The following is a 21,900-nucleotide window of genomic DNA, read 5'->3' as shown; positions in this document are numbered from 1 at the left end:
TTTAATCTGCTTTATAATATTACCTGCCATATGACGACCAGAGAAATTCTAATATGAGAATTGACCCTATTTTTCAAAGACAAGTATTCTACATGGATTTGGAATCCATTAAAAACAGCGAGGACCTTATATGTATTGTCGACTCTGAAATGAAACTAAAAGCTTATAACAACGCCTGGGAGAATTTTGCCATAAATAATGGTGGAGATAAAATAACGCAAACATATTCTTTGGGTTCCAACATTACTGAAGTTGGCGAAGAGCCTATAAAAAGTTTCATCAAAAAAAATATAGCGAAGCGCTTGTTTTAAATAAAATGTTTGGATTTAATTATGAGTATTCTTCCAAAAAATTATTGAGAATATTCAGGCTAACTGCTTATCCGATTTTGGAAAAAAAAAGGTCTTGTTACATCTCATCATCTGATTAAAGAGTGTCTTTATACTGAAAAAAGCATAGATTTCAACAAACAATTTGTAAATGGTAAAGGCGTGATTATTCAGTGTATGAATTGCAGGAAAATCAGGGATTAATATGAACAGATGGCTGTGGGTACCTTCCCTATTGGAAAAAGGCATACCAAATATTTCGCACGGACTCTGCTGCCGATGCATGGATTATTACTATCCAGATATGTCTTGATCATGTTACCTTTTGACCCATCGGGCTTAATGGTCGGGTTAACCTGCTACACTTTTTTAAAAAAAATTTGGGTCCCAAAAGACCGATAAGCCCTGGGGCGTTCTGCAAAAGCAGAAAATATCACAGTTAAGTGATTGAAATAAAAGCTATTTAATTAAAAAAATAAATTTGTGAGGACTTATATACGCCTTCATGGCCTCAAAATTGCTTTCAAAATTGCTTTCGTTAAGTGGGCAGTTGTTGAGGTTGTGGATTTTACATGAATTTAACAAAGGAGATTAAAATGTCAAACGGAGAAGCAGTTTACGGATTTTACATTCCCACAGTTACCCTCATGGGCGTTGGCGCTCACAAACAGATTTGCGCCCAAATGAAAAGCCTTGGGGTAAATAAACCTTTTATTGTCGCAGATAAGGGGATTACTGCGGCAGGGATTACCGCTAAAATCTGCGATTTGATCAAAGCAGATATGGGATCGGAAGCCGTGGTCTACGATGATACGGTGCCCAATCCCACTGACAAAAACGTGGAAGAGGGGCTGGCACTCTACGAGAAAAGCGGATGCGACATGATCATCACCCTTGGCGGGGGAAGTTCCCATGACTGCGGTAAAGGAATCGGGCTTGTGGCAACCAACGGCGGGACTATCCACGACTATGAGGGCGTTGATTTGTCTACCACGGCCATGCCGCCCTTTATCGCCATCAACACCACTGCAGGCACAGCCAGCGAAATGACCCGGTTCTGCATTATTACCGATACCAGCAGAAAGGTGAAAATGGCTATCGTGGACTGGCGGGTAACACCGGCCATTGCCATCAACGATCCATTACTCATGATGGGCATGCCCAGTTCCCTGACGGCTGCAACTGGTATGGATGCGTTGACCCACGCTGTAGAAGCATATGTTTCTACCATCGCCACTCCGATTACCGACGCCTGTGCCATCAAGTCCATTGAGCTGATTTCCCAATACCTGAGGCCTGCTGTTGCCAATGGTGAAGATATTGGAGCCAGAGATAAGATGGCCTATGCCGAGTACCTTGCCGGCATGGCCTTTAACAATGCAAGCCTTGGGCATGTCCATGCAATGGCCCATCAATTGGGCGGATTTTACGATCTTCCCCACGGGGTCTGCAATGCCATTCTTCTTCCCCATGTTTCCCGTTTCAACTTGATTGCCAAGCTTGAGCGGTATGCTGATATTGCTGTAGCCCTTGGGGAAAATATCGATGGCCTTTCTGACAGAGACGCTGCAGAATGCGCATTGACAGCGATTCAAACCCTGTCTGCGGATGTGGGAATTCCCACCGATCTCACCCAGCTTGGTGTTAAAAAGGAAGATTTGAAAATCATGGCTGAAAACGCCCAGAAAGATGCCTGCGGTGCTACCAACCCAAGACGTCCGACTTTGGAAGATGTTATTGACATCTATACAGCAGCACTTTAGCCGGCCCTGAAATCTTTAGATTAAGCCATTGTTGAAATCTTAGATTAACATCGCCCGACCATTATCATCAAGTTGATAATGGTCGGGTTGTTTTTGGACATGATCAATGCACAATACGGGCTGGAAATCCCCATAGGAGCCGACAAAAATAAACGTATTTACACACACAAAGCCAACTTGTCTGGAGTGTATGAATTTAGAACTTAAAAATGACCCTTTTTATGGTATGGTAGTATGCTTTTGAAATCTGATGATACGAAAAATTAAAAACCAGCAGGTCACCGTTATGATAAAATCGCCCGTTCCAGATTTCGGTTCAATCCACGTATTCTACACCCGGGCAGACCAGATATCTGATCCCTGTCTTTTAAAGCAATACAGGGCCTGTCTTTCTCCCGCTGAAATTCAGAAGGCAGACCGGTACATGAAGCCATCGGACCGGCACCTCAGTCTGGTGTCCAGAGCGTTGGTGCGGTATGTGATCGGGGAGGTGACCCGACAGGATCCGCAATCCCTTAACTTTTTAACCAATGAACATGGCAAACCCTTTCTTGTCGGATTGCCGGATATTCATTTCAACCTTTCCCATAGCCATGGCGCAGCAGTCTGCGCCTTATGCCGGAATGCTCCCGTGGGCGTCGATGTGGAGGATGTGGGGCGACACACAGATTTTTCCATTGCCAAACGATTTTTTTCTTTTTGTGAGGCAGAACTTGTCTCAAGGGCACCAGAGGCTGAAAAACGAAAGTTGTTTTTTGATATCTGGACTTTGAAAGAGGCCTATATCAAGGCGGTTGGCAGGGGACTATCCATCCCCTTGAATAGTTTTTCCTTTAATGCAAATGAAGCTGGCATTCAAATCACTTTCAGTGATACCGGCCGGGTCGAGCCCACGTGGCAGTTTTTCCAATGGCGACCCGAGTCCGGCAAAATTGTTGCTGTTGCCGGTCGTTCCGCGTCTCCCATTGTTTTTAAGCACTTTTGGTGTGTTCCGTTTGTGGGTATAGACCCCAACTCATTAATTTTTTAAGCTTAATTTCCGAAAGAATCATCCCAAAAAGGATCAGTCCCGCACCGATCAGGCCGGTTACACCAATATTCTCATCAATCAGAAAATAGGCACAAACAGCTGCAAAAACAGGTTCCAGGCAGAAGATCAGGGCGGTTGAGGGTGCACTGATAACCCGCTGCATAGCTGTTTGAACCAGAAATGCAAATATCGTTGGAAATAATACGCAGATAATGAGCGCATTACGGATTTCAGGATACCAGGCAAGTGCATCATGTCCTGTAAAATATGCGATAAGCAGGCTCAGCAGACCGATTACACCCAACTGAACCGTTGTCAGCCAGTAAACATCACACTCCCTGGCATATTTGCCGGTATATATAATGTGAATCGCAATGCAGATCGAACAGGCAAAGCCCAGAAGATCTCCTTTGTTAAAAGACCAACTCGTTCCTGTGGCACATAAAAAATAAAGCCCGATAAATGCGAACACTGCGCCGGCAAGAGATTTTGCCGAGATGGCTTTTCTAAAAATAACGGCAGATAAAAGGGGAACAAAAACAACATTCAGCCCGGTTAAAAAAGCCGTATTTGATGCCGAAGTATATAAAAGAGCCACCGTTTGAAACGCGAAACCGCCGAAAAGCATCACCCCTAAAACGCTGCCCTTTAAAAGGGTTTTACCGTCTATCGGCCGCTTTAAAAATGGCCACAGGAGCAGAAGAATAAATGAGGCGGCAATGAACCTTTGGGCAAGAAAAACAAATACGTCTACCTGGTTAACCGCATTTTGAACAACAACAAATGTAACACCCCAGAAAAATGTTGTTAAAATCAGAAGAACATATGCACCTGCAATTTTTAATTTTTTATTTTGAAGCATCATAAAATTATCACTTATTTTAAAGGCTGTGCCTTTTCAGGCTATTTTTTTTATCACATGATACAAAATGCATTGAATATAATATATTTTTTTTCTTATGAAGTTGTCCCAGCGTCAACAAAAATCAAGCTGGATTATTAATCACAATTCAAAAACAAAGGCAAACAAAAAAAAGCGCTGGATTTTTTTCGTTTGACTTCAAAAAGTCTAATGCGTATTTTTTGGACTTGATTTATTTTGAATTTAACTTATGGAAGGAAAGTATTATGAAACTATTAAAATTAATTACGGTACTGTGCGCTATTTGTTCCGGGTTTTTGATGACAATGCCCGGAAGCGTTTTCGCCGCTGAAACCCAAAGGGTTATTACCGTTGCATCTGACGCAACCTGGCCGCCAATGGAAATGATTGATGAAAATAAAAATCTTGTAGGCTTTGATATTGATTTCATGAATGCTGTTGCCAAGGAAGCTGGATTTAAGGCCGTCATCAAAAATACTGCATGGGATGGTATCTTTGCCGGCGTAGAAGGTGGTAAATACGATGCAATCATCTCGTCGGTAACGATCACTGACAAACGTAAAAAAGCAATGGACTTTTCAATGCCCTATGTCAATGCAGGCCAGGTACTTGTTGTGCCTGTTGCGTCTTCTGCAAAAGTCATTGCAGATCTTAAAGGTAAAACACTAGGTGCCCAGATTGGTACAACCGGTGCCATGGAGATCAAGAAAGTCAAAGGCGTTGAGCTCAAATCTTATGATGAAATCGGCCTTACCTTTGAAGACATGGCATCAGGAAGACTTGACGGCGTTGTTTGTGATACACCCATCGCTGCAAATTATGCACTTCAGAAAGAAAGCTACAAAGGCCAATTTAAAATTACCGGTAAACCGTTTACCCAAGAAAACTATGGCATTGTTGTTAAAAAAGGAAACAAAGAGATTGTTGACTTGATCAATAAAGGTATCAAAGCTGTACAGGCCAAAGGTATCGACAAGGAACTTGAAAAAAAATGGCTGCAGTAATTTAATTTGTACAAAAAGCCTGATCCGTTTGGGTCAGGCTTTTTTTATGACGTCGTGAAAAGTTCCATAGCCATGGTATGGCTATCAATATAGACAAGGAAAGAAAGAAAAAATGCCAATGTCCGGTAGTGCTGAAAAACCAAAAAAGATAGAATTTTCCGACGGTGGGGCAATTCCAAAAAAAGATGATATCGGATTGTTCACTGCTTGGCGGGTGACTTTTGTTGGTGCCATATCAATTATTGCTGCACTCGTCTATTTTAAACCTGATCCGTATCTTGATATATTAAAATCTATGGCAGCAAATGACGGTTGGAATCTTGAAAAGCCCCATCAATAATGACGTCCTACCTCGAACTTGAAACTGATAAAGTATGTGTTTTCCTTAAAGTTCACTCCAATATGTTCATTTTTAGCCTATCGACCTAAAATTTCAGGGAAAAATAGTTTGAAACCCCTTCCATATCCATGATAAAGTATGCGTAATTCGTTCACAATTACACATACTTTATCACGGAGGGGGAATGGATGAATATGACGTTCGGAAAAAGTTTAGGCAAGACAAAATTATGGCAATTGAAAAGCTGGCGCAATTACTCCAATGCTCTGCGATAACAGTGAGAAGAAGATTAAAAAAGTGGAAAACATTCACAAGCATAAATCAAAACGGTCGCTACTACACATTGCCCGAAATTCCTGAATTTGACGATAATGGATTATGGAAATATCAATTTGCTCTATTTTCCAAGCACGGCAATTTAAAACAAACAATTATTGAATTGGTAAAAAGATCTGAAGCTGGGCTCAGTGCCGCTGATATTTCGAGCATTATTGAGATCCCTTCAAGTAGTTCCTATTTTTCACAAATCAAGCAATCCGACGAAATCAAACGAGAAAAACATCAGGGCCGGTTTGTTTATTTTTCAGCGGCACCCAACAAATATCAACTACAAAAAAGGGGTGCAGAACGACACAAGACCGATGGTTGGCCCACTGATACCCAGGCAGTTAAAATTTTAGTACACATAATAAAAAACCCAGGTATTGAAGTTGACCGGCTTGCCATTGAATCTGCTCTTCCGGGTGAGCGCTTTGACCCAGTTGTTGTTAAACAATTTTTGCAATTCCATGACCTTTTAAAAAAAACTTCGGATACAGAGCCATAAAATGTCTCACAGGGTATATCGACAAAATCACTGAAGGGATTTGTCCGCAGAATCTATTTCCGGAGGAGCCAACTATTTCCTTTTATCCGCAGGAGGTAGGCCAACGGGATTTGAAAGTGCTCAAAACCAGGAAGAAAAACGTTGTGACTTTGGATATCGGGGCATTTTGTGCAAAGGAAACAGTTTTGGTCAATCCAATTGATAACACGGTCCATCAAAGTCAACAGCTTCGTTCTTTGACCCCATATCGGTGCACGTATGGGTATGATGTGTTGGTTTTTGTCGGATATGGACTTTTTGTTCACTGTCTATCAGAACAGCAAATCATTGCACTGCTGTCAGATAGAAATATAACCATTTCTCAACGAGAGATTGGTTTCCTTGGTAAGAAATTTATTGCTTATCTGGCCATAGCCCATCAGCAGGCACAGCAACGATTAAATCAACTGATGTCACACAAAGGCGGCTATATTCTGCATATAGATGGCACTTGCGAAGGCGGCAGTCCTCATCTTTTTACCGGTATGGACGGCATTGCTCAAATAGTATTGGATAATATCAAATTGCCCTCGGAAAAAGCAGAATCCATCATCCCCTTTTTAGAAAGAATAAAAAAGCAATACGGCAACCCGGTTGCTCTGGTCCATGATATGGGTAAAGGCATTTTATCGGCAGTAGAGGTTGTGTTCAAAGGTATTCCGGATTTCATCTGCCATTTCCATTTTTTAAGAGATATTGGAAAAGATTTATATGAAGCAGAATACGCTAAGATTAGAATCCGTTTAACAAAGCATAAAATCAGAACAGTGCTTCGGGCAAAAGCAAAGGCGCTGGACTCTCTCATGGGAAACGATACTCAACTTGGGACAGGGCTATTAGAGTGTATTGCTGAAAATCAGCCGAACACAATACCCGCAGAAAAACTGGCGATTGTGTCGTCATATGTCATGATCCATTGGGCTCTTGACACAACTGGCCAACTTGAGGGTTATGGTTTCCCATTTGATTGCCCGCACTTTATTTTTTACCAGCGGCTAAAAGTCCTGTATAAAATGGTGGACACCTCTGGCTACAATCAATTCGATAAACATTTCTTCAATCTTTGGAAGCCTCTCAATAAAATCATCAATGACCAACAGTTGAGAAGCGCCGCTAAGCAAATTGAAAAAAAGATGGAAACCTTCAAACAACTCCGAACCGCCTTATCCATAACCGTTTCTGAAAATAAGAAAGGACTTAATGATGACGGCGATAATAATACCAATATAAAACGTATTGCTCAGAAAGTGAAAAGATTCAGGGCGCAAATAATGGCAGACCCGAAATTATCTCAAACAGACTCATATAAAAAAATGATCAAACAGATCGACACTTACTGGGAGAAACTTTTTGCCGATCCAATTACAATCGAAACATCCAATGGTCAGCAGGTTCACATCCAACCTCAACGCACAAACAATATTTTGGAACGATTTTTCCGGGAACTTAAACGTAGAAACCGGAAAAGAAGTGGAACAATATCATTAAATAAAAGGCTCAAAACCATGCTCACAGACACGCCGTTAATCAAGAATCTTGATAAAGCAGAATATATGGAAGCCATCCTTGATGGGAATGCTACTTTGGAGGAACGATTCGAAAAAATTGACTACAACATGGTTCTTGAAAAATTAAACGACGAACAAAAAACGTATGGAAAAATTAGCCCTGAAATGAAAAAAATAATTCAGCGGCCTGATTTGCCGAAAAAATTGGCATCCTTATTCGCTACTTAAGAGCAAGATCAATACCAACCGTCATTTGCTATCATAGATTAAAATTTTTACCGGATGGGATTTATGTAACGTTCAAAGTGACCATCGCATCCATTTTTTTATCATTGCTATTTGGTTTGATCGCTGGACTTGGAAGAATCTCCAAAAATAGGTTCATTAACGGCATTGCTTCCCTTTATGTTGAAATTATCAGAGGCATTCCGCTTCTGGTTCAGCTTTTTTACATCTACTTTGCATTGGGAAAATTTGTTCAACTGCCTGCTGAAATCTGCGCAATTATTGCCATGTCCATCTGTTACGGCGCTTATATGGCAGAAATTTTCAGAGCCGGTATCGATGCCATTTCAAAAGGCCAGACAGAAGCGGCAAGATCCCTTGGGATGACTTCGTCACAGACAACCAAGCACGTTATCCTTCCCCAGGCAGTAAAAACCATACTACCGCCAGTCGGCAATGAATTTATCGCCCTTTTAAAGGATTCCTCTCTTGTTTCAATCCTTGCCGTTTCCGATCTTTTAAGGCGGGGAAGAGAATTCGCGTCCGAATCATTCGATTATTTTGAAACATACACAATGGTAGCTCTTATCTACCTTGTAATCACATTGATCCTGTCAAAATTTGTGGGCATTATGGAGGATAAGATAAGTGACGATGAATAGCAAAATTCTTGTACACATAGAAAACGTCAGTAAATTCTACGGCGACTTAAAAGCACTTGATAGTGTTTCACTGGACGTTCATGATGGTGAAAAAGTGGTTATTCTCGGACCCAGCGGTTCCGGTAAAAGTACGCTCTTAAGATCCATCAACCAGCTCGAAACCATTGATGCCGGTAAAATTATCATTGATGGTGTTGATATTTACGACAAATCAACCGATATCAACAAGGTCCGTGAAGAAGTCGGAATGGTCTTCCAGTCTTTTAACGTTTTTCCCCATAAAACGGTCATGGACAACCTGAACCTTGCCCAGGTTGTTGTCAGAAAACGAACCCGTGAAGAAGCCACCGGGATTTCAACAAAATTGCTTGAAAAAGTGGGTATTTTTGACAAATCAGGTGAATATCCGGGTAAACTTTCCGGTGGTCAGCAACAGCGGGTTGCCATAGCAAGAGCCCTTGCTATGACACCGAAAATAATGCTCTTTGATGAACCGACCTCAGCCCTTGACCCTGAAATGATCGGTGAAGTTTTAGCTGTTATGACCAAACTTGCCAAAGAAGGGATGACAATGGTTGTTGTCACCCATGAAATGGGGTTTGCAAGAGAGGTTGCAGACCGAATTATCTTCATGGATCATGGTGCCATTGTTGAACAGGGGACGCCGGATGAATTTTTTAATCACACTAAAAATGACCGTGCCAAGCTGTTCCTGAGCCAGATTTTGTGAACTACAAGTATTCTAAAGATGCGGGCGATCCGCCCGGGCTCCCAGGTTAAGCAATTTTGAAAAATAACTTAGCGAATCCGGTTAAGGTCTCTGTCAGATCGTCCAGCAGAGCTGATTTCAGGTTCCAGAAATGCCAGTAAAGGTCTACCGGTACATTAAAGTCGGGCAGCAGGTTAATGATTTTTTCGCTTTTCAAAAGTGGTCTGCTTTGCTGGTCCGGAAGGGTGCCGTAGGCCAGGCCTTGTGTGATATAATCTGCAAATTTCTCCACTGAAGGGACATAGTGGGCGAAAATATTTGAAGATTTCAGGCCAAAGGCGTTCAGTAAAAGTTTGTGGTGCAGTGAGTCTTGCCTGTCAAATATAACCGCCGGGGCGTGCTGAACATTTTCGGCATTCAGGCCTTTGGGAAACCAGTGGGCTGCAAACTGCGGTGTTGCAGTCATATGGTAATGCATGCGGCCGATGTATTCAATTTTTGATCCCTGCATGGGTTGCTCCAGGGTGCTGATGCAGCCCATTACCTCTCCGTTTTTAAACAGTTTATGGGTCTGTTCCTGGTCGTTAACACGAATATCAAGCAGCACCTTTTCCCGGGTTAAAAACGGGCGGACTGCCTCTAAAAACCACAAAGCAAGGCTGTCTGCATTGACACCTATGGTCAGGGATGAAAATTCCCTGGTGCCGGAATCATTTATCTGCCTTGATAGATCATCCTCAAGTCTTTTGACCTGCAGATAGTGTTTGATCAGTTTTTGACCGGCAACGGTTACTTTGGGCGGGGTGGTGCGTGCTATCAGCACCTGGCCTGTTGCCTGTTCAAGCTGCTTCAGGCGCTGGGAAACAGCAGGCTGGGTTATGTGCAATACCTTGGCGGCTTTGTCAAAACCGCCTTCCATGGAAACCATGGCCAACGCTTCAATGAGTTTATAATCAAACATGAAGTATCATTAGCAGAATTTATGAGCAATAAAAACTATTAATTTTACTTTTGAATTCCATTGTCATATTTTTGCCTCATGTAAAATATGAAAATTTCAAGGAGAATAAGTGATAGCACCTTTTTTACAGGGTTTTGGTACCGGCGGCGGATTGATTGTAGCCATTGGCGCACAAAACGCCTTTGTTCTTTCCCAGGGAGTTCGCAAAAATCATCATTTAATTGTCGCATTTATTTGCATTCTTTGTGATACGATTTTTATTTCAGCAGGCGTTGCAGGCTTCGGCTCTTTTGTGTCTGGTAATCCCGTTTTTTCGCAATGGGTGACCTGGGGTGGTGCAGCTTTTCTTATTTTTTATGGTTTCGGGTCACTTCGTTCCGCTGTGAAAGGAGGGCGGCTGCAGGCCCGGGATAAAGCCGTACGGTCATTGGGAACTGCGGTAATCGCAACGTTGGCGGTTACCTTGCTCAACCCGCATTTTTATCTGGATACGGTCATTCTTCTGGGCAGTATCAGCAGTCAATTTCACGGGCAGATGCGCCTGTATTTTTGGATCGGGGCGGTTTGCGCATCTGTCATATGGTTTATCAGCTTAAGCCTTGGCGGACAGATGCTATCCCCCTTGTTTCAAAAACAGATATCCTGGCGAATCCTTGACAGCCTGGTTTGCGCAACCATGTGGTTTATTGCAGGATCGCTGATTATACATCAGGTTTCAGTCTAACATGGCTCTTATGTACTGCTGGAATTCAAAACCGTCCTCTACACATTATAGAGTGTGTCCGTAAACTTGTGAAGACGGCTGAAGGCCGGGCAACCGGCCTTGACCGCGTAGGAGAAGTCAGCAGAGGCCATCCGGGTTCTCATATTTGAGCCATTCTTATGGCAAATATTTCGTTTAGGGTTAATTTCCTTGACTAAATTTGAAGATCTGATTATAGTTAATTCATTGCATCGTCTTCATTTTATGTGGAGATTATTTCCTTTCGTACTTTCTTTTATGGAAAATGGCTCGGTTCATGTCTTCTATAAGATAGGCTTCGACATAGCCCCTTTGGGTAGTTTAATATTAATTACTTAAAAAAACTTAGAATAAGGAGAGTTAAAATGGCTGATCCAAAAGATATGTATCAATGTCAAGTACACAATTGCGGATATGTTTATGACCCTGACAAAGGCGAACCAAAGACCAATACCCCTCCGGGGACAGCGTTTAAAGATCTTCCGGATGATTGGGAATGTCCTTTCTGCAAATCATCAAAAAAAACCTTTAGACCTTTAGCAGGACCAGGGTCGACTTTAGCTGAGAGTACATAATAATTAAGGCTCATGTTGCGTTTCAGGATTTTTTTAGGGGGTTATTAAGCTTAACTATATGAAATATAACAAAATGCTCCGGGCTTGCAATATAGAAGACATGTTAATATTATTAATCATTTCAGGTGCATAGTGTTTGTATCAAAAATTAGGACCCCGAAACGCAACATGAGCCATCAAAGTAATAGCGGGAGAGTATCAACCCTTCGATAGTGCAAGTTTTTGCATCCACAAAAGACATGGCTATGGACTTTCCTACGACGAAGAAACTAGTTTAAAACCAACTTTCCAGCTACGATTAATAACAAACATATTATTCTCAGAACATCTCGTGATTCGTTAAAAAGTATCATTCCCATAATCGCAACTCCTACTGCCTCAATTCCTGTCCAAGCCGTATCGGCTGTACCCACTGGAAAGGAAGGTCTTGAACTATAAGATTTTTTGATTAAAAAGTAATAATTCAAGACCTGATCCTATTCCTCGGAAAGACAACTGCAACTATCAGGCACCGTCTCTCAGCGAACGCCGCACCAGGGAGCGAATCCATTTTTCAAGGGACACCGCCGGAAAAATAATGAACGCCGCAGCAGTGGTCAGCCCGATTTCGGTGAACGACAGAGGTGCTGTGCGGAAGACCCGCTGCATCAAGGGCAGGTAAATAAACAGCCCCTGCAGGGCAAGAACCACACCAATCCCCCAGAATACGGTGGGATTGCTGAAGAATCCGATTTTCAGCAGACTGTCCTTCAGCGATCGGCAGTGGGTCATGTAGAAGATCTGGAACAAAATGACAAAGGTCACAGCCATGGTCTGGCTCTTGGCCAGGGCTAGTGGTTCAGCAATACTCGCTGCTAGTTCCTGTTGATATTCCATAGTAAAGAGCACAATCGTGCCGGCGGTCATCAGCAAGGAGACCGCTACCACCCGGAAGACCACAAAACCGGTAAACAACGGCGCGTCCGGATTGCGGGGCGGCCGATGCATAATATCCGGTTCCTTGACCTCAAAGGCCAGGGGCAGGGCCAGGGCGACCGCCGCAACCAGATTGATCCACAGTAACTGGGTCGGCAGCATGGGCAGCAACAGCATTTTGCTTACCGGGTCAAAGGGAAAGAACATGATGCCGTAAATCAGGATCAACGCCAGGCCGAGATTGGTGGGCAATAAAAAGGCCAGGGATTTGATCAGATTGTCGTAGACCCGTCTTCCCTCCTCCACCGCCGCGCTGATACTTGCAAAATTGTCGTCCGCTAGAACGATATCCGCCGATTCCTTGGACACCGCCGTACCGGTAATACCCATGGCCACGCCGATATTGGCTTGCTTTAGCGATGGCGCATCATTCACGCCGTCACCGGTCATGGCGACGATGTGCCGTTCTTTTTGCAAGGCACGCACCAGGCGGAGCTTATGCTCCGGGGCCACCCGGGCAAAAATGTTGGTGGTCAGCGCTGTCTGTTGCAGGGTTGCTGCATCCATGGTTGCCAATTTCACGCCGGTCACGACTTGGCCGCTGCCTGCCAGGTTGAGCTCCGTGCCGATGGCAAGGGCCGTGGTGCGGTGATCGCCGGTGATCATCTTCACCTCGATTCCGGCCTGATGGCAGGCCTTGATGGCTTCAACCGCCTCTATACGCGGCGGATCGATCATGCCGATCAAGCCCAGAAATGTAAACCCCTGCACCACCGAATCAGGCGAGAGCGCATCGGGTGCGGCCTGGTTCACCTGTTTGTCCGCTATGGCCAGCACCCGCATCCCCTGGGTGCCCATGCGGTTGATCTCCGCTATGATTTGTTCCGAAACATCCGTGGCCTGTCCTGCAGCATGGCAACGGCTCAGAATAACTTCGGGCGCCCCCTTGAGGACAATGGTTTTTTCGGTGCCACCGTGCAGGGTGGCCATATACTGGTTTTCCGATGAAAACGGTATGCTGTCGAGCCGGGGAAATTGGGCGGTGGCGGTTTCAATGGAGATCTCGGCTTTGGCGGCGGCAACCAGGAGAGCGGCCTCGGTCGGGTCGCCGGTGATGTTCCACCCGGTTGCCTCTTGATGCAGGGTGGCATCGTTGCACAGGCTCGCCTTGGTCAGCAGATCCTCGATGTCTTCGGGCAGGTGGACCACGTTCCGGCCCTCGATGGTGAAGCTGCCCAGTGGATCGTAACCGTTGCCGCTGATTCGGCAACTGGTCTGCAGGGTCCGCAGTTCGGTCACGGTCATCTCGTTGCAGGTCAGTGTGCCGGTTTTGTCGGAACAGATCACGGTGGTACTGCCCAGGGTTTCCACTGCGGGCAGTTTGCGAATAATGGCGTTTCGGCGTGCCATGCGCTGCACCCCGATGGCCAGGGCAATGGTCACCACCGCAGGCAAGCCCTCGGGGATGGCCCCGACCGCCAGCGCTATGGCAAAAATAAGGGTTTCTTTCAGGGCTGTACCCAGCGGGATGGCGATATCCAGGGCCCGTTTCATGCCGATAGCCAGGATCACCACGGAGATGACCGAAATTCCAATGGTAATGTAGGTACTGACCTCATCCAGTTTTTTCGTGAGCGGCGTTTCCAGGTCAACGGTACTTTCGAGCATGTCGGAGATACGGCCCAGCTCCGTGCCTATGCCGGTGGCCGTAACCACGGCTGTAGCCGTACCTGTTGTGACCAGGGTGCCGCTGTAGACCATGCAGGTCCGGTCGCCGAGCACGGCATCACTGCTGACCGAGACGATGTTTTTTTCAACCGGCACCGACTCGCCGGTCAGGGCCGCTTCTTCCACCTGCAGGTTTTTTATGCTGACCAGACGCATATCCGCCGCTACGCTGTCGCCTGCCGCCAGGAGTACCACATCGCCGGGCACCAGTTCAGAGGCGGAAATGGTGCAATTTTTCCCCTCCCGGATAGCGATGGCATTCTGCGGAACCATCTCGGAAAGGGCCTCGATGGCCCTTCCGGCCTTGAATTCCTGGACAAAGCCGATAACGGCGTTAATCAGCACCACCGAGAGCACCACCAGACCGTCGGTCATTTTACCGAGCAAGATCGCCAGGGTGCCGGAGGCGAGCAGGACCCATATCAGGGAATTATTGATCTGACGCCACAGAAGCCGGAGTATCCCGTCCTGCTTTGTCTTGCGGATCAGATTGGGGCCGTGAATGCGCAGCCGTTCCGTCGCCTCATCGGCGGTGAGTCCGGCCTCGTTGCTGTGTAGGGTGGCAAAGACCCTGTCCGGTTCCAGGGTGTGCCAGTCAATGGCTTCAGGTTTTAGGTCTTTCGAGGATGTATTGTTCACGGGCTTGATTTATACCTTTGATAGATTCAAGCATTATGGGCTGCAAGCCCATAGAATGCTATGGAGTTTAAAAGTTTTGAATAAAAGGAGGGCTGTTTTTGGCTCATCAAGTTCTTTTATTCGATGATCAAGTTCTTGTTAATTTGCCCAACTTCGGCGTTGGAGAAACTTTGAATTCAAAAACGACTCGCCAGTTGCGGTTTACATCAATCGTCCACAATCTTTGACGATCAGCTTTTAAGCTGAGAATACCAGGACTCAAAGAACGGTCTATATATGCCATTATAATAGCTGAATCAATTAAATGACTCAAGAGCCGACTCCTTTAGCTGAGCCCATTAGACTTTACTCGGTAACTTTTCAAGCTTCGTCTGTCAGTCGGTTTTGGTTAAACTGTACGTTGTCTTGCCTTTTTTGACGAATTTGAACATTCCGGCATCAGTCAGCCGCATGAGCACTTCCTTTTCTTTCATATGGTGGTCACTGAACGACAAGGTGCCGCCAGGCTTCAATATCCTGTGAATCTCTTGCAGGACTTCATCGGGGCGACCAAGATTGTGGAAGACATCATATAACAGAACAGTATCCACACCCTTTTCCTGGAGCCCAGTGCTGCAATCGGACTTGATGGTCTCAACGTTTTCGAGCCCCTTGCGTGACGCCATTTTTTTGACTTCGTGAATGGCAAGTGGATGTATGTCGAGTGCATAAATTTTGCCGGAAGGGCCCACTATATTTACGAGTGGCATAATGTAGCCACCTGGTCCGCAGCCAAAATCCAACACGGAAAATCCCTTTTCTATTCCGGCTTCCTTCAAAACATCCAAGCGGGGGCGAAGGCAATCACGGACCTTGAACATAAGCCTCATGAGCTTGAATCCGATATTCGGCATTGGTTTATTCATTGTTCTTATTTTTTTTACTCCTTTACGTTGTTTGAAACTCAATTTATACGATTTACCTTTTCGGCGTGTTATTCATGGCGCAAAGCATCAATAGGATCCATGCGGGCCGCCTTCAGGGCCGGGAAATATCCGAACACCACGCCCACTGCGGCGGAGAAGAAAAACGCAATAATGATGATGGAGATATCCGGGGCAAAGGGGATGGCCAGCATTTTTGTGGCACCAAAGGAGGCTGCCAGGGCCAGGATAATACCAAAAATGCCGCCAAAGGAGGAGAGCACCACGGATTCCACTAAAAATTGGAGCAGCACTTCATGTTCATAAGCGCCGATGGCAAGACGGATGCCGATTTCCCGGGTACGTTCGGTCACGGAAACCAGCATGATGTTCATGATACCTATGCCCCCGACTAAAAGGCTCACCGCTGCCACGGCGCCGAGAAGGGCTGTCATGGTTTTGGTGGTGGAGGTGAGCATGGTGGCAAGCTCCTTGGTGTCCATGATTCTGAAATTGTCCTCTTCATTGTCGGATAGGTGCCGGCGTTTTCTTAAAAGGGCCTGGATAGTGGCTGACGCTTTGGTGGTGGAGGCGTCGCTTTTTACTGCCACCTGAATAAAGGGGATGTCTTTGTTGCCGGAAAACCGGCGCTGAACTGCTTTCATGGGCATGATCACACAATCATCCTGGTCCCCACCCATAGATGAGTTGCCCTTGGCTTCCAACAGGCCGACGATCTGACAGGAGACCTTGCCCAGACGCAGTTTTTGTCCCAAAGGATCCACGTCGCCGAACAGGTTCTCCCGGATGGTGTCCCCCACCACGCAAACGGTGCGGCCGGCACTGATCTCATTGTCTGAAAAGGTGCGGCCGGCCTTTATGGTCCAGTTGCGGACTGTAAAGAAATCATTGGTGGTGCCGGTAATGCTGGTGCTCCAGTTCTGGTTGCCCACCACGGCCACGGCAGAGGCGGATACGGCCGGGGCCACACCGGACAGATTATGGATCTGCCGCTCAATGGCCTGGACATCTTTGATTGAGAAACTCGGGGCCTTGGCTGCCCCGCCGGGACCGCGGCGCTGGCCCGGGTTAATAAGCAGTACATTGGTACCCATAGCAGCAATCTGCTGGGTTACCTGGGCCGTGGTGCCGTTGCCGATGGTCACAAGAGTAATCACGGCGGCCACGCCGATGATGATACCTAAAATGGTGAGCACCGAGCGCATGACATTACGCCGGATACCCCGCAATGCCAGGATAAAAGTGTTCCAGATCATCGGTCCTGACCTCCTTTTGCTGCCGCTGCCTGTCCGTTTTCAACATCTGCCACCTGTCCGTCCACAAAGTGAATGATCCGGTCTGAGTAAGCGGCCATATCCGATTCATGGGTGACCATGACCACGGTAATGTTATGTTCCCGGTTCAATTGTTTTAAAAGTTCCATGATCTCATGGCTTCTGGCTGTGTCCAGGTTGCCCGTGGGCTCGTCGGCAAATAATACCGAAGGGGTGGTGGCAATGGCCCGGGCAATGGCCACTCGCTGCTGCTGTCCCCCGGACAGTTCGCCGGGGGTGTGGGCTTCACGTCCTGCAAGCCCTACCTGTTCAAGTGCCTTGCGCGCCAACGTTTTTCGTTTCTTTGGCGGAATGCCTCTGTACACCAGGGGCAGTTCCACATTTTCCATGGCCGTGGTCCGGTTAAGCAGGTTAAATCCCTGGAACACAAAGCCCAGGTAAAACCGGCGCAGGGTGGCCAGCTGCTTGCGGCTCATATGGCTGACCTCAACCCCGCCAAATTTATACTGGCCCGATGTGGGGGTATCCAGGCATCCCAGGATGTTCATGCAGGTGGATTTTCCCGAGCCGGACGGCCCCATCACCGAAATAAATTCACCGGAGTCAATGGACAGATCAATACCGCGTAACGCAAAAATCCTTGCTTCGTTGCTGCCGTAGGCCTTGGTGACACCGGTCAGGGAGATCAACGCATGTTTTTTGTCAGCCATGGCGTTACTTGCCCTTTGTGGTCGCGGAGACAATAACTTGGGTGCCTTGGGTGATGTCGCCTTTCAGTATCTGGGTGTTAATCCCGTCGCTTAAGCCCGCTTTGACAGGCACAGGCCTTGGCCGTTTGTTTGCATCCAGAATCCATAGGGTCTCCTGATCTTTGCCGCCTGTGATGGTGACCTGCTTGGCCGACCGGTTGCCGCGTCTGGACGGTCCGGGCATGAACATCCTTAACAGCGATGGCTTGCTGTTGTTTTCCCCGGGTTTGGGCATTGAGAACCTCATGGCTGCACTGGGAACAGACAAGACCTGGTCAGCCTGCTTAACAATAATGTCTGCCGTGGCGGTCATGCCCGGACGCAAAGCTAAGTCTGCGTTGTCACAGGTCATGATGGTTTCATAGGTAACGACTCCGTCCGTGGTGGTGGCATTAAACCGGACCTGCTGGATTTTTGCTGCAAATTTGCGTTTGGGATAGGCATCCACGGTAAAGTGGGCGTAAAGTCCTTCCTTGACCACACCGATGTCTGCTTCGTCTACATCCACGTTCAGTTTCATTTTGGTTAAGTCTTCTGCCAGGGTAAAGAGCACCGGGGCCTCAAATGAGGCCGCCACGGTAGAGCCCTTTTCAATGTCCCGGGTCAGAACAATCCCGTTTACAGGGGAGATAATGTCTGCCTTGGACAATTCGGTTAACGTGCTGTCCAAAGATGCCTGGACTTCGGCCACGCTGGCGTCAGCACTGGCCCGGTCGGCTACGGCCCGGGTGTAGTTGGCCTGGGCTTCATCCATGTCAGTCTGGGCCGGCACCTTGCCACCGCTCAATTCCCGGACTTTTTTCAGATTTTTTAATTTTCGGTCTGTCTGATCCACCGTGGCCTGGGCCTGGCGCACCGATGCCCGGGCTGCAGCCAGAGACGCCTTGCTTTTACGCACCTGGGCCTGCAGATCCGTGATATCCAGCCGGGCCAGGACCTGGCCTTCGGTGACCTGGTCGTTGTAATCCACGAACACCTCCTGGATGGTGCCGGATAACTCACTGCCCACCTCCACCTCGTTGGTGGGTTCCAGGGTGCCTGTGGCAGACACGGTTACGTGAATATCGGTGACAGCGGCCGGTGCCGTCTTAAAAGACATGCCAGCATCTGGTCCGCCGCTTGGCGGGCCTTTGGACAGCAGAAAAAAATACGTCCCTGCGGCGACAAGAATCAGAATCAAGATAATTATGAAAATGCGCTTTTTGCTTTTTTTCCGGGAGCCGGCGTTTAATGTGGCCTTGATATCATCAGTTAAATCCATGGGAACTCCAAAGATGTTAGGGGGTTGGTTGTGTTTCAGATTCGTTTTGTTCGCCTGTTGGGGCATCAGATTCCACCGGGGTCCAGCCCCCGCCAAGGACCTTGTAAAGGGTGATCAGATTGGAGACACAGGTCCCCCGGCTTGTGGCAAGATCACTTTGATAGGATAACACGGTCTGCTGGGATGTCAGCACTGTGTTGAAATCAATCAGGCCGGATTCGTATTTCTTTTTTGCCAGGTCTTCGGCGGCCAAGGCCTGTTCGGCGGCAATGGTCAGGTGTTCCAGCCGGGTCTGCTCCTTGGCGTAGGCCAGCAGGGCATTTTCCACCTCTTCCAGGGCTGACAGAATGGCAGATTCGTACTGGATCAGGGCCTGTTCCTGCAAAGAATTCTGAACCTCGATATTTTTACGGATACTGCCGGCGTCAAACAGGGTGTGGGACAGGCTTGCGGCCAGGGACCGGGCCCAGTGGGATGGATCTAAAATATTGTCAAAGAGTTCGGCAGGGCTTAAAGCATCCATACCAATGGAACCGGACAGGGTCAGTTCAGGATAAAGATCTGCCGTAGCCACCCCCACCTGGGCGGTCTGGGCAATGAGTTCGTATTCAGCCTCTCTGATATCGGGCCGCCTTCGCAGGGCATCTGCGGGAAGTCCTACGGCAATGGTTCCCGGCAGGGTGGGCAAGGGGGTGGGGGATGCCAAGCTTTTGTGCAGGGTGCCGGGGGCAAGACCCGAGAGCACAGCCACCCGGTTCATGGCCTCGGACAGGACGGATTCAAGGGCCGGAATCTGGGCTTTGGCACTTTCCAGGCTGTACCGGGCCTGGTGGACATCCAGTTCATCGGTCAGGCCAGCCTGGTACTGCCACTGGGTGAGCTGGAAGGATTCGGTCTGGGAGTCAATGTTCTGCCGGACCACATCCAGGCGTATCTGGGCTGTGCGTACATCAATGTAACTGTCGGCAAGATCTCCAACAAGACTGATCAGAGTATCCCGCAGCGCCTCTTGCTGGGCTGAAAGACTTGCGTCCGCGGCTTCAATGGATCGCTGGATCCGGCCGAACAGGTCAATTTCCCAGCTTGCATCCAGTCCGGCGCTATAGGTTTTCAAAACCGTGCCGGTACCGTCCTCATTGCTGGTACCGGTCCAGGACGCCCCGCCCGAGGCATTAACGGTGGGCAGTCTATCGGCCTCTTCAATTCCCTTAAGCAGCCGGTACTGGCGAATGCGCGCCAGGGCCAGTTTCACATCCAGGTTGTTTTGAACCGCACGGGAAATCAGATCCGTGAGCACCGGGTCATCGAGTACCGTCCACCATTGCGCCAGCTCTTCAGAGGCTGCCGGTGCTTGGGTCACCCCCTTTTGCATGGGAGCATGCCAGGACCCTTCAGGGAAAAGATCCGGCGGTTTGTAGTCTGGTCCCACGGCTTTGCAGCCTGTGAACAGCGTTATAAAAATGAAAATCAGACAGAGGCCCGGCCAGGGGATGTCTGACAGAAATAAAAAGCGTTTTTGCATGAACCAAATCCTTTGATATCGAAAGCGGTAAAATAAAGACAGGGGCCGCTTCCGCTTGAAGCGTGATCAGAATAATGTAGCCGGGTGATAGCGTCAATATGTTTTGGCAAAGGCGTGTATCAAACCCTAACTGGTTCCGGATGCGGCAAATGGGATAAAAAGGCACCCGGAACCAGGGACCGGCTTGTGCCGGTGCGGTTAGGCATGAATATTCAGGCGTCTGATTTAATGGGATTTGGGTTTGGCTGTTTTGCGTTCATTATCAATTTGTAATGTCAAAGAGGTGGTCAGCTTCATCTGAAGATATTTGTCTTTATCCTGTTCAGGGGCATCCACTTTAATAAAATAACGGATAAACCATCTGCCTGGGTTGGGCAGGGAAATGGAAACCCTTGACCCCTCAACTGGTGTCTGCGGGTAAAAATTGTCCTCCGACTGGGTGGAGAATCCCATGTAAGTTGCATCCCATGTTCCCTTACCTGTATAGGGTTTGCCGTCCAGGTACACATCAAGTTCCAGCGTGCTCCCTGGTTTCAATTTAAATAGATTCTGTACAGGTATCAATTCCAGGGGCAGGCCCAGGTTGGCCGGGAAAGGCTCTGTGGGGGTCTCGCATCTAACATAGGTTTTGGCATATTGCTTGGAATAATAGCTTTTAATTACTTCACCCAGCCGGTTTTTGATCTTGTCAATGGATTTGATGGCATGCCGTTCTTTGCCGTTCTTATCCTTATAAAAGGTGTAATACCCGGGTGTCGTTTCAGCGGTCAGACCCCAGATACCGGGGGCATTGTATTCCACCATGTGTGAATGCAGCCCTTTGCCGTCCATAATCGCGACGGTTTGGGCCTGGCCGTCAGGTGCAATGACCTGGACCTTGTTCAGTTTTTTGCCACGGATACCATCCGCCACAGGGATGAAGTGGCCGTAACAGAAAAAGAAGGGGATGGATTTGCCTTTATCGGCCATAAAACGGGTGGGCTGGATATAAAGGGTGTGGGCCAATGCACTGGCCGCCGTAAAACAGATCAGTGCCGGGACCAGAAAAAGTAGAAACTTGTGTGATAGACGAAAATGGGCGTTGATGTATTGTGTCATTTATTCCTCTTTTTTTTCTGCATCTTCCATGGATTTGAAAATAGTGTTCCGGTTGTTTGGTTTACTGCCCTGGCATCCACCGCATCCGCCACATGAGGGGGAATCAGGATCACTTATTTTTTTCCAGTGCCGGTACAGGTAAAAAACCGCACAAAATACAATTAAAACGACAATAAGGTTTCCAATCATTATTTT

Annotated in this window: 22 protein-coding genes; 11 read left to right on the top strand and 11 right to left on the bottom strand. The window is 47.3% G+C overall.

Going from position 1 to position 21,900, the window contains the following annotated elements:
- Positions 1-53 precede the first annotated feature (53 nt).
- The 3 genes from EYB58_RS21205 (at position 54) to EYB58_RS21195 (ending at position 3,122) form a co-directional block, all read left to right on the top strand.
- Positions 54-311, top strand: coding sequence for a hypothetical protein (locus tag EYB58_RS21205; RefSeq protein ID WP_111958658.1), 258 nt, complete (start codon positions 54-56; stop codon positions 309-311).
- Between the two features lie 614 nt (positions 312-925).
- On the top strand, positions 926-2,092 hold the full coding sequence (locus tag EYB58_RS21200) for an iron-containing alcohol dehydrogenase (protein ID WP_111958662.1): 1,167 nt from the start codon (positions 926-928) through the stop codon (positions 2,090-2,092).
- A gap of 250 nt (positions 2,093-2,342) precedes the next feature.
- Entirely contained in the window at positions 2,343-3,122 is a 780-nt protein-coding gene (locus EYB58_RS21195) for a 4'-phosphopantetheinyl transferase family protein (RefSeq protein WP_242637470.1), read from the top strand.
- On the opposite strand, the gene EYB58_RS21190 is transcribed toward EYB58_RS21195, so the two are convergent.
- A complete protein-coding gene (locus EYB58_RS21190; protein WP_111958664.1) occupies positions 3,064-3,987 on the bottom strand; it encodes a DMT family transporter in 924 nt (307 codons plus the stop codon). The genes EYB58_RS21195 and EYB58_RS21190 overlap by 59 nt on opposite strands.
- Before the next feature lie 263 nt (positions 3,988-4,250).
- Between EYB58_RS21190 and EYB58_RS21185 the strand changes: the two genes are divergently transcribed.
- The 6 genes from EYB58_RS21185 (at position 4,251) to EYB58_RS21160 (ending at position 9,339) form a co-directional block, all read left to right on the top strand.
- On the top strand, positions 4,251-5,009 hold the full coding sequence (locus EYB58_RS21185) for a basic amino acid ABC transporter substrate-binding protein (RefSeq protein WP_111958666.1): 759 nt from the start codon (positions 4,251-4,253) through the stop codon (positions 5,007-5,009).
- Positions 5,010-5,127: 118 nt separating this feature from the next.
- Positions 5,128-5,349, top strand: a complete 222-nt coding sequence (locus EYB58_RS21180) for a hypothetical protein (RefSeq protein WP_207309100.1) — start codon at positions 5,128-5,130, stop codon at positions 5,347-5,349.
- Between the two features lie 184 nt (positions 5,350-5,533).
- Complete coding sequence (locus EYB58_RS21175) at positions 5,534-6,175, top strand: hypothetical protein (RefSeq protein WP_111960815.1); 642 nt, start codon at positions 5,534-5,536, stop codon at positions 6,173-6,175.
- 110 nt (positions 6,176-6,285) lie between these two features.
- Entirely contained in the window at positions 6,286-7,950 is a 1,665-nt protein-coding gene (locus tag EYB58_RS21170) for a transposase (RefSeq protein WP_111960817.1), read from the top strand.
- Positions 7,926-8,609: an amino acid ABC transporter permease gene (locus tag EYB58_RS21165; RefSeq protein ID WP_341273400.1), complete on the top strand. Its 684-nt coding sequence runs from the start codon at positions 7,926-7,928 to the stop codon at positions 8,607-8,609. The genes EYB58_RS21170 and EYB58_RS21165 overlap by 25 nt, the downstream gene beginning before the upstream one ends.
- Positions 8,602-9,339, top strand: coding sequence for an amino acid ABC transporter ATP-binding protein (locus tag EYB58_RS21160; RefSeq protein WP_111959961.1), 738 nt, complete (start codon positions 8,602-8,604; stop codon positions 9,337-9,339). Before EYB58_RS21165 ends, EYB58_RS21160 begins: the two co-directional genes overlap by 8 nt.
- Positions 9,340-9,385: 46 nt before the next feature.
- Here EYB58_RS21160 and EYB58_RS21155 read toward each other — a convergent pair whose 3' ends face one another.
- Positions 9,386-10,279: a LysR family transcriptional regulator ArgP gene (locus EYB58_RS21155; protein ID WP_111959963.1), complete on the bottom strand. Its 894-nt coding sequence runs from the start codon at positions 10,277-10,279 to the stop codon at positions 9,386-9,388.
- A 109-nt stretch (positions 10,280-10,388) separates the two neighbouring features.
- Between EYB58_RS21155 and EYB58_RS21150 the strand changes: the two genes are divergently transcribed.
- Positions 10,389-11,003, top strand: coding sequence for a LysE/ArgO family amino acid transporter (locus EYB58_RS21150; RefSeq protein ID WP_111959965.1), 615 nt, complete (start codon positions 10,389-10,391; stop codon positions 11,001-11,003).
- 383 nt (positions 11,004-11,386) lie between these two features.
- On the top strand, positions 11,387-11,596 hold the full coding sequence (locus tag EYB58_RS21145; protein ID WP_111959967.1) for a rubredoxin: 210 nt from the start codon (positions 11,387-11,389) through the stop codon (positions 11,594-11,596).
- Positions 11,597-11,865: 269 nt separating this feature from the next.
- Here EYB58_RS21145 and EYB58_RS24940 read toward each other — a convergent pair whose 3' ends face one another.
- From EYB58_RS24940 to EYB58_RS21100, 9 genes are all read right to left on the bottom strand, one after another.
- The gene (locus EYB58_RS24940; protein WP_368733862.1) at positions 11,866-12,009 is read right to left on the bottom strand and encodes a DMT family transporter; all 144 of its coding nucleotides are present in this window, start codon (positions 12,007-12,009) and stop codon (positions 11,866-11,868) included.
- A gap of 91 nt (positions 12,010-12,100) precedes the next feature.
- Positions 12,101-14,878, bottom strand: a complete 2,778-nt coding sequence (locus tag EYB58_RS21135) for a cation-translocating P-type ATPase (RefSeq protein WP_111959969.1) — start codon at positions 14,876-14,878, stop codon at positions 12,101-12,103.
- Positions 14,879-15,252: 374 nt separating this feature from the next.
- Positions 15,253-15,738, bottom strand: coding sequence for a class I SAM-dependent methyltransferase (locus EYB58_RS21130; RefSeq protein ID WP_211318003.1), 486 nt, complete (start codon positions 15,736-15,738; stop codon positions 15,253-15,255).
- Positions 15,739-15,851: 113 nt separating this feature from the next.
- Entirely contained in the window at positions 15,852-17,057 is a 1,206-nt protein-coding gene (locus EYB58_RS21125; protein ID WP_111959971.1) for an ABC transporter permease, read from the bottom strand.
- A complete protein-coding gene (locus EYB58_RS21120) occupies positions 17,054-17,785 on the bottom strand; it encodes an ABC transporter ATP-binding protein (protein ID WP_111959973.1) in 732 nt (243 codons plus the stop codon). Before EYB58_RS21120 ends, EYB58_RS21125 begins: the two co-directional genes overlap by 4 nt.
- A gap of 4 nt (positions 17,786-17,789) precedes the next feature.
- Entirely contained in the window at positions 17,790-19,085 is a 1,296-nt protein-coding gene (locus EYB58_RS21115) for an efflux RND transporter periplasmic adaptor subunit (protein ID WP_111959975.1), read from the bottom strand.
- Between the two features lie 16 nt (positions 19,086-19,101).
- Positions 19,102-20,607: an efflux transporter outer membrane subunit gene (locus EYB58_RS21110; protein WP_111959977.1), complete on the bottom strand. Its 1,506-nt coding sequence runs from the start codon at positions 20,605-20,607 to the stop codon at positions 19,102-19,104.
- Between the two features lie 225 nt (positions 20,608-20,832).
- Complete coding sequence (locus EYB58_RS21105) at positions 20,833-21,705, bottom strand: DUF4198 domain-containing protein (RefSeq protein ID WP_111959979.1); 873 nt, start codon at positions 21,703-21,705, stop codon at positions 20,833-20,835.
- Positions 21,706-21,894: a FeoB-associated Cys-rich membrane protein gene (locus tag EYB58_RS21100; protein WP_111959981.1), complete on the bottom strand. Its 189-nt coding sequence runs from the start codon at positions 21,892-21,894 to the stop codon at positions 21,706-21,708.
- Positions 21,895-21,900 lie beyond the last annotated feature (6 nt).

The sequence above is a fragment of the Desulfobacter hydrogenophilus genome, from assembly GCF_004319545.1.
Lineage (GTDB): Bacteria > Desulfobacterota > Desulfobacteria > Desulfobacterales > Desulfobacteraceae > Desulfobacter > Desulfobacter hydrogenophilus.
The sequence above is the reverse complement of the archived record's forward strand: the minus strand, read 5'-3'. Positions and strand labels throughout refer to the sequence as shown.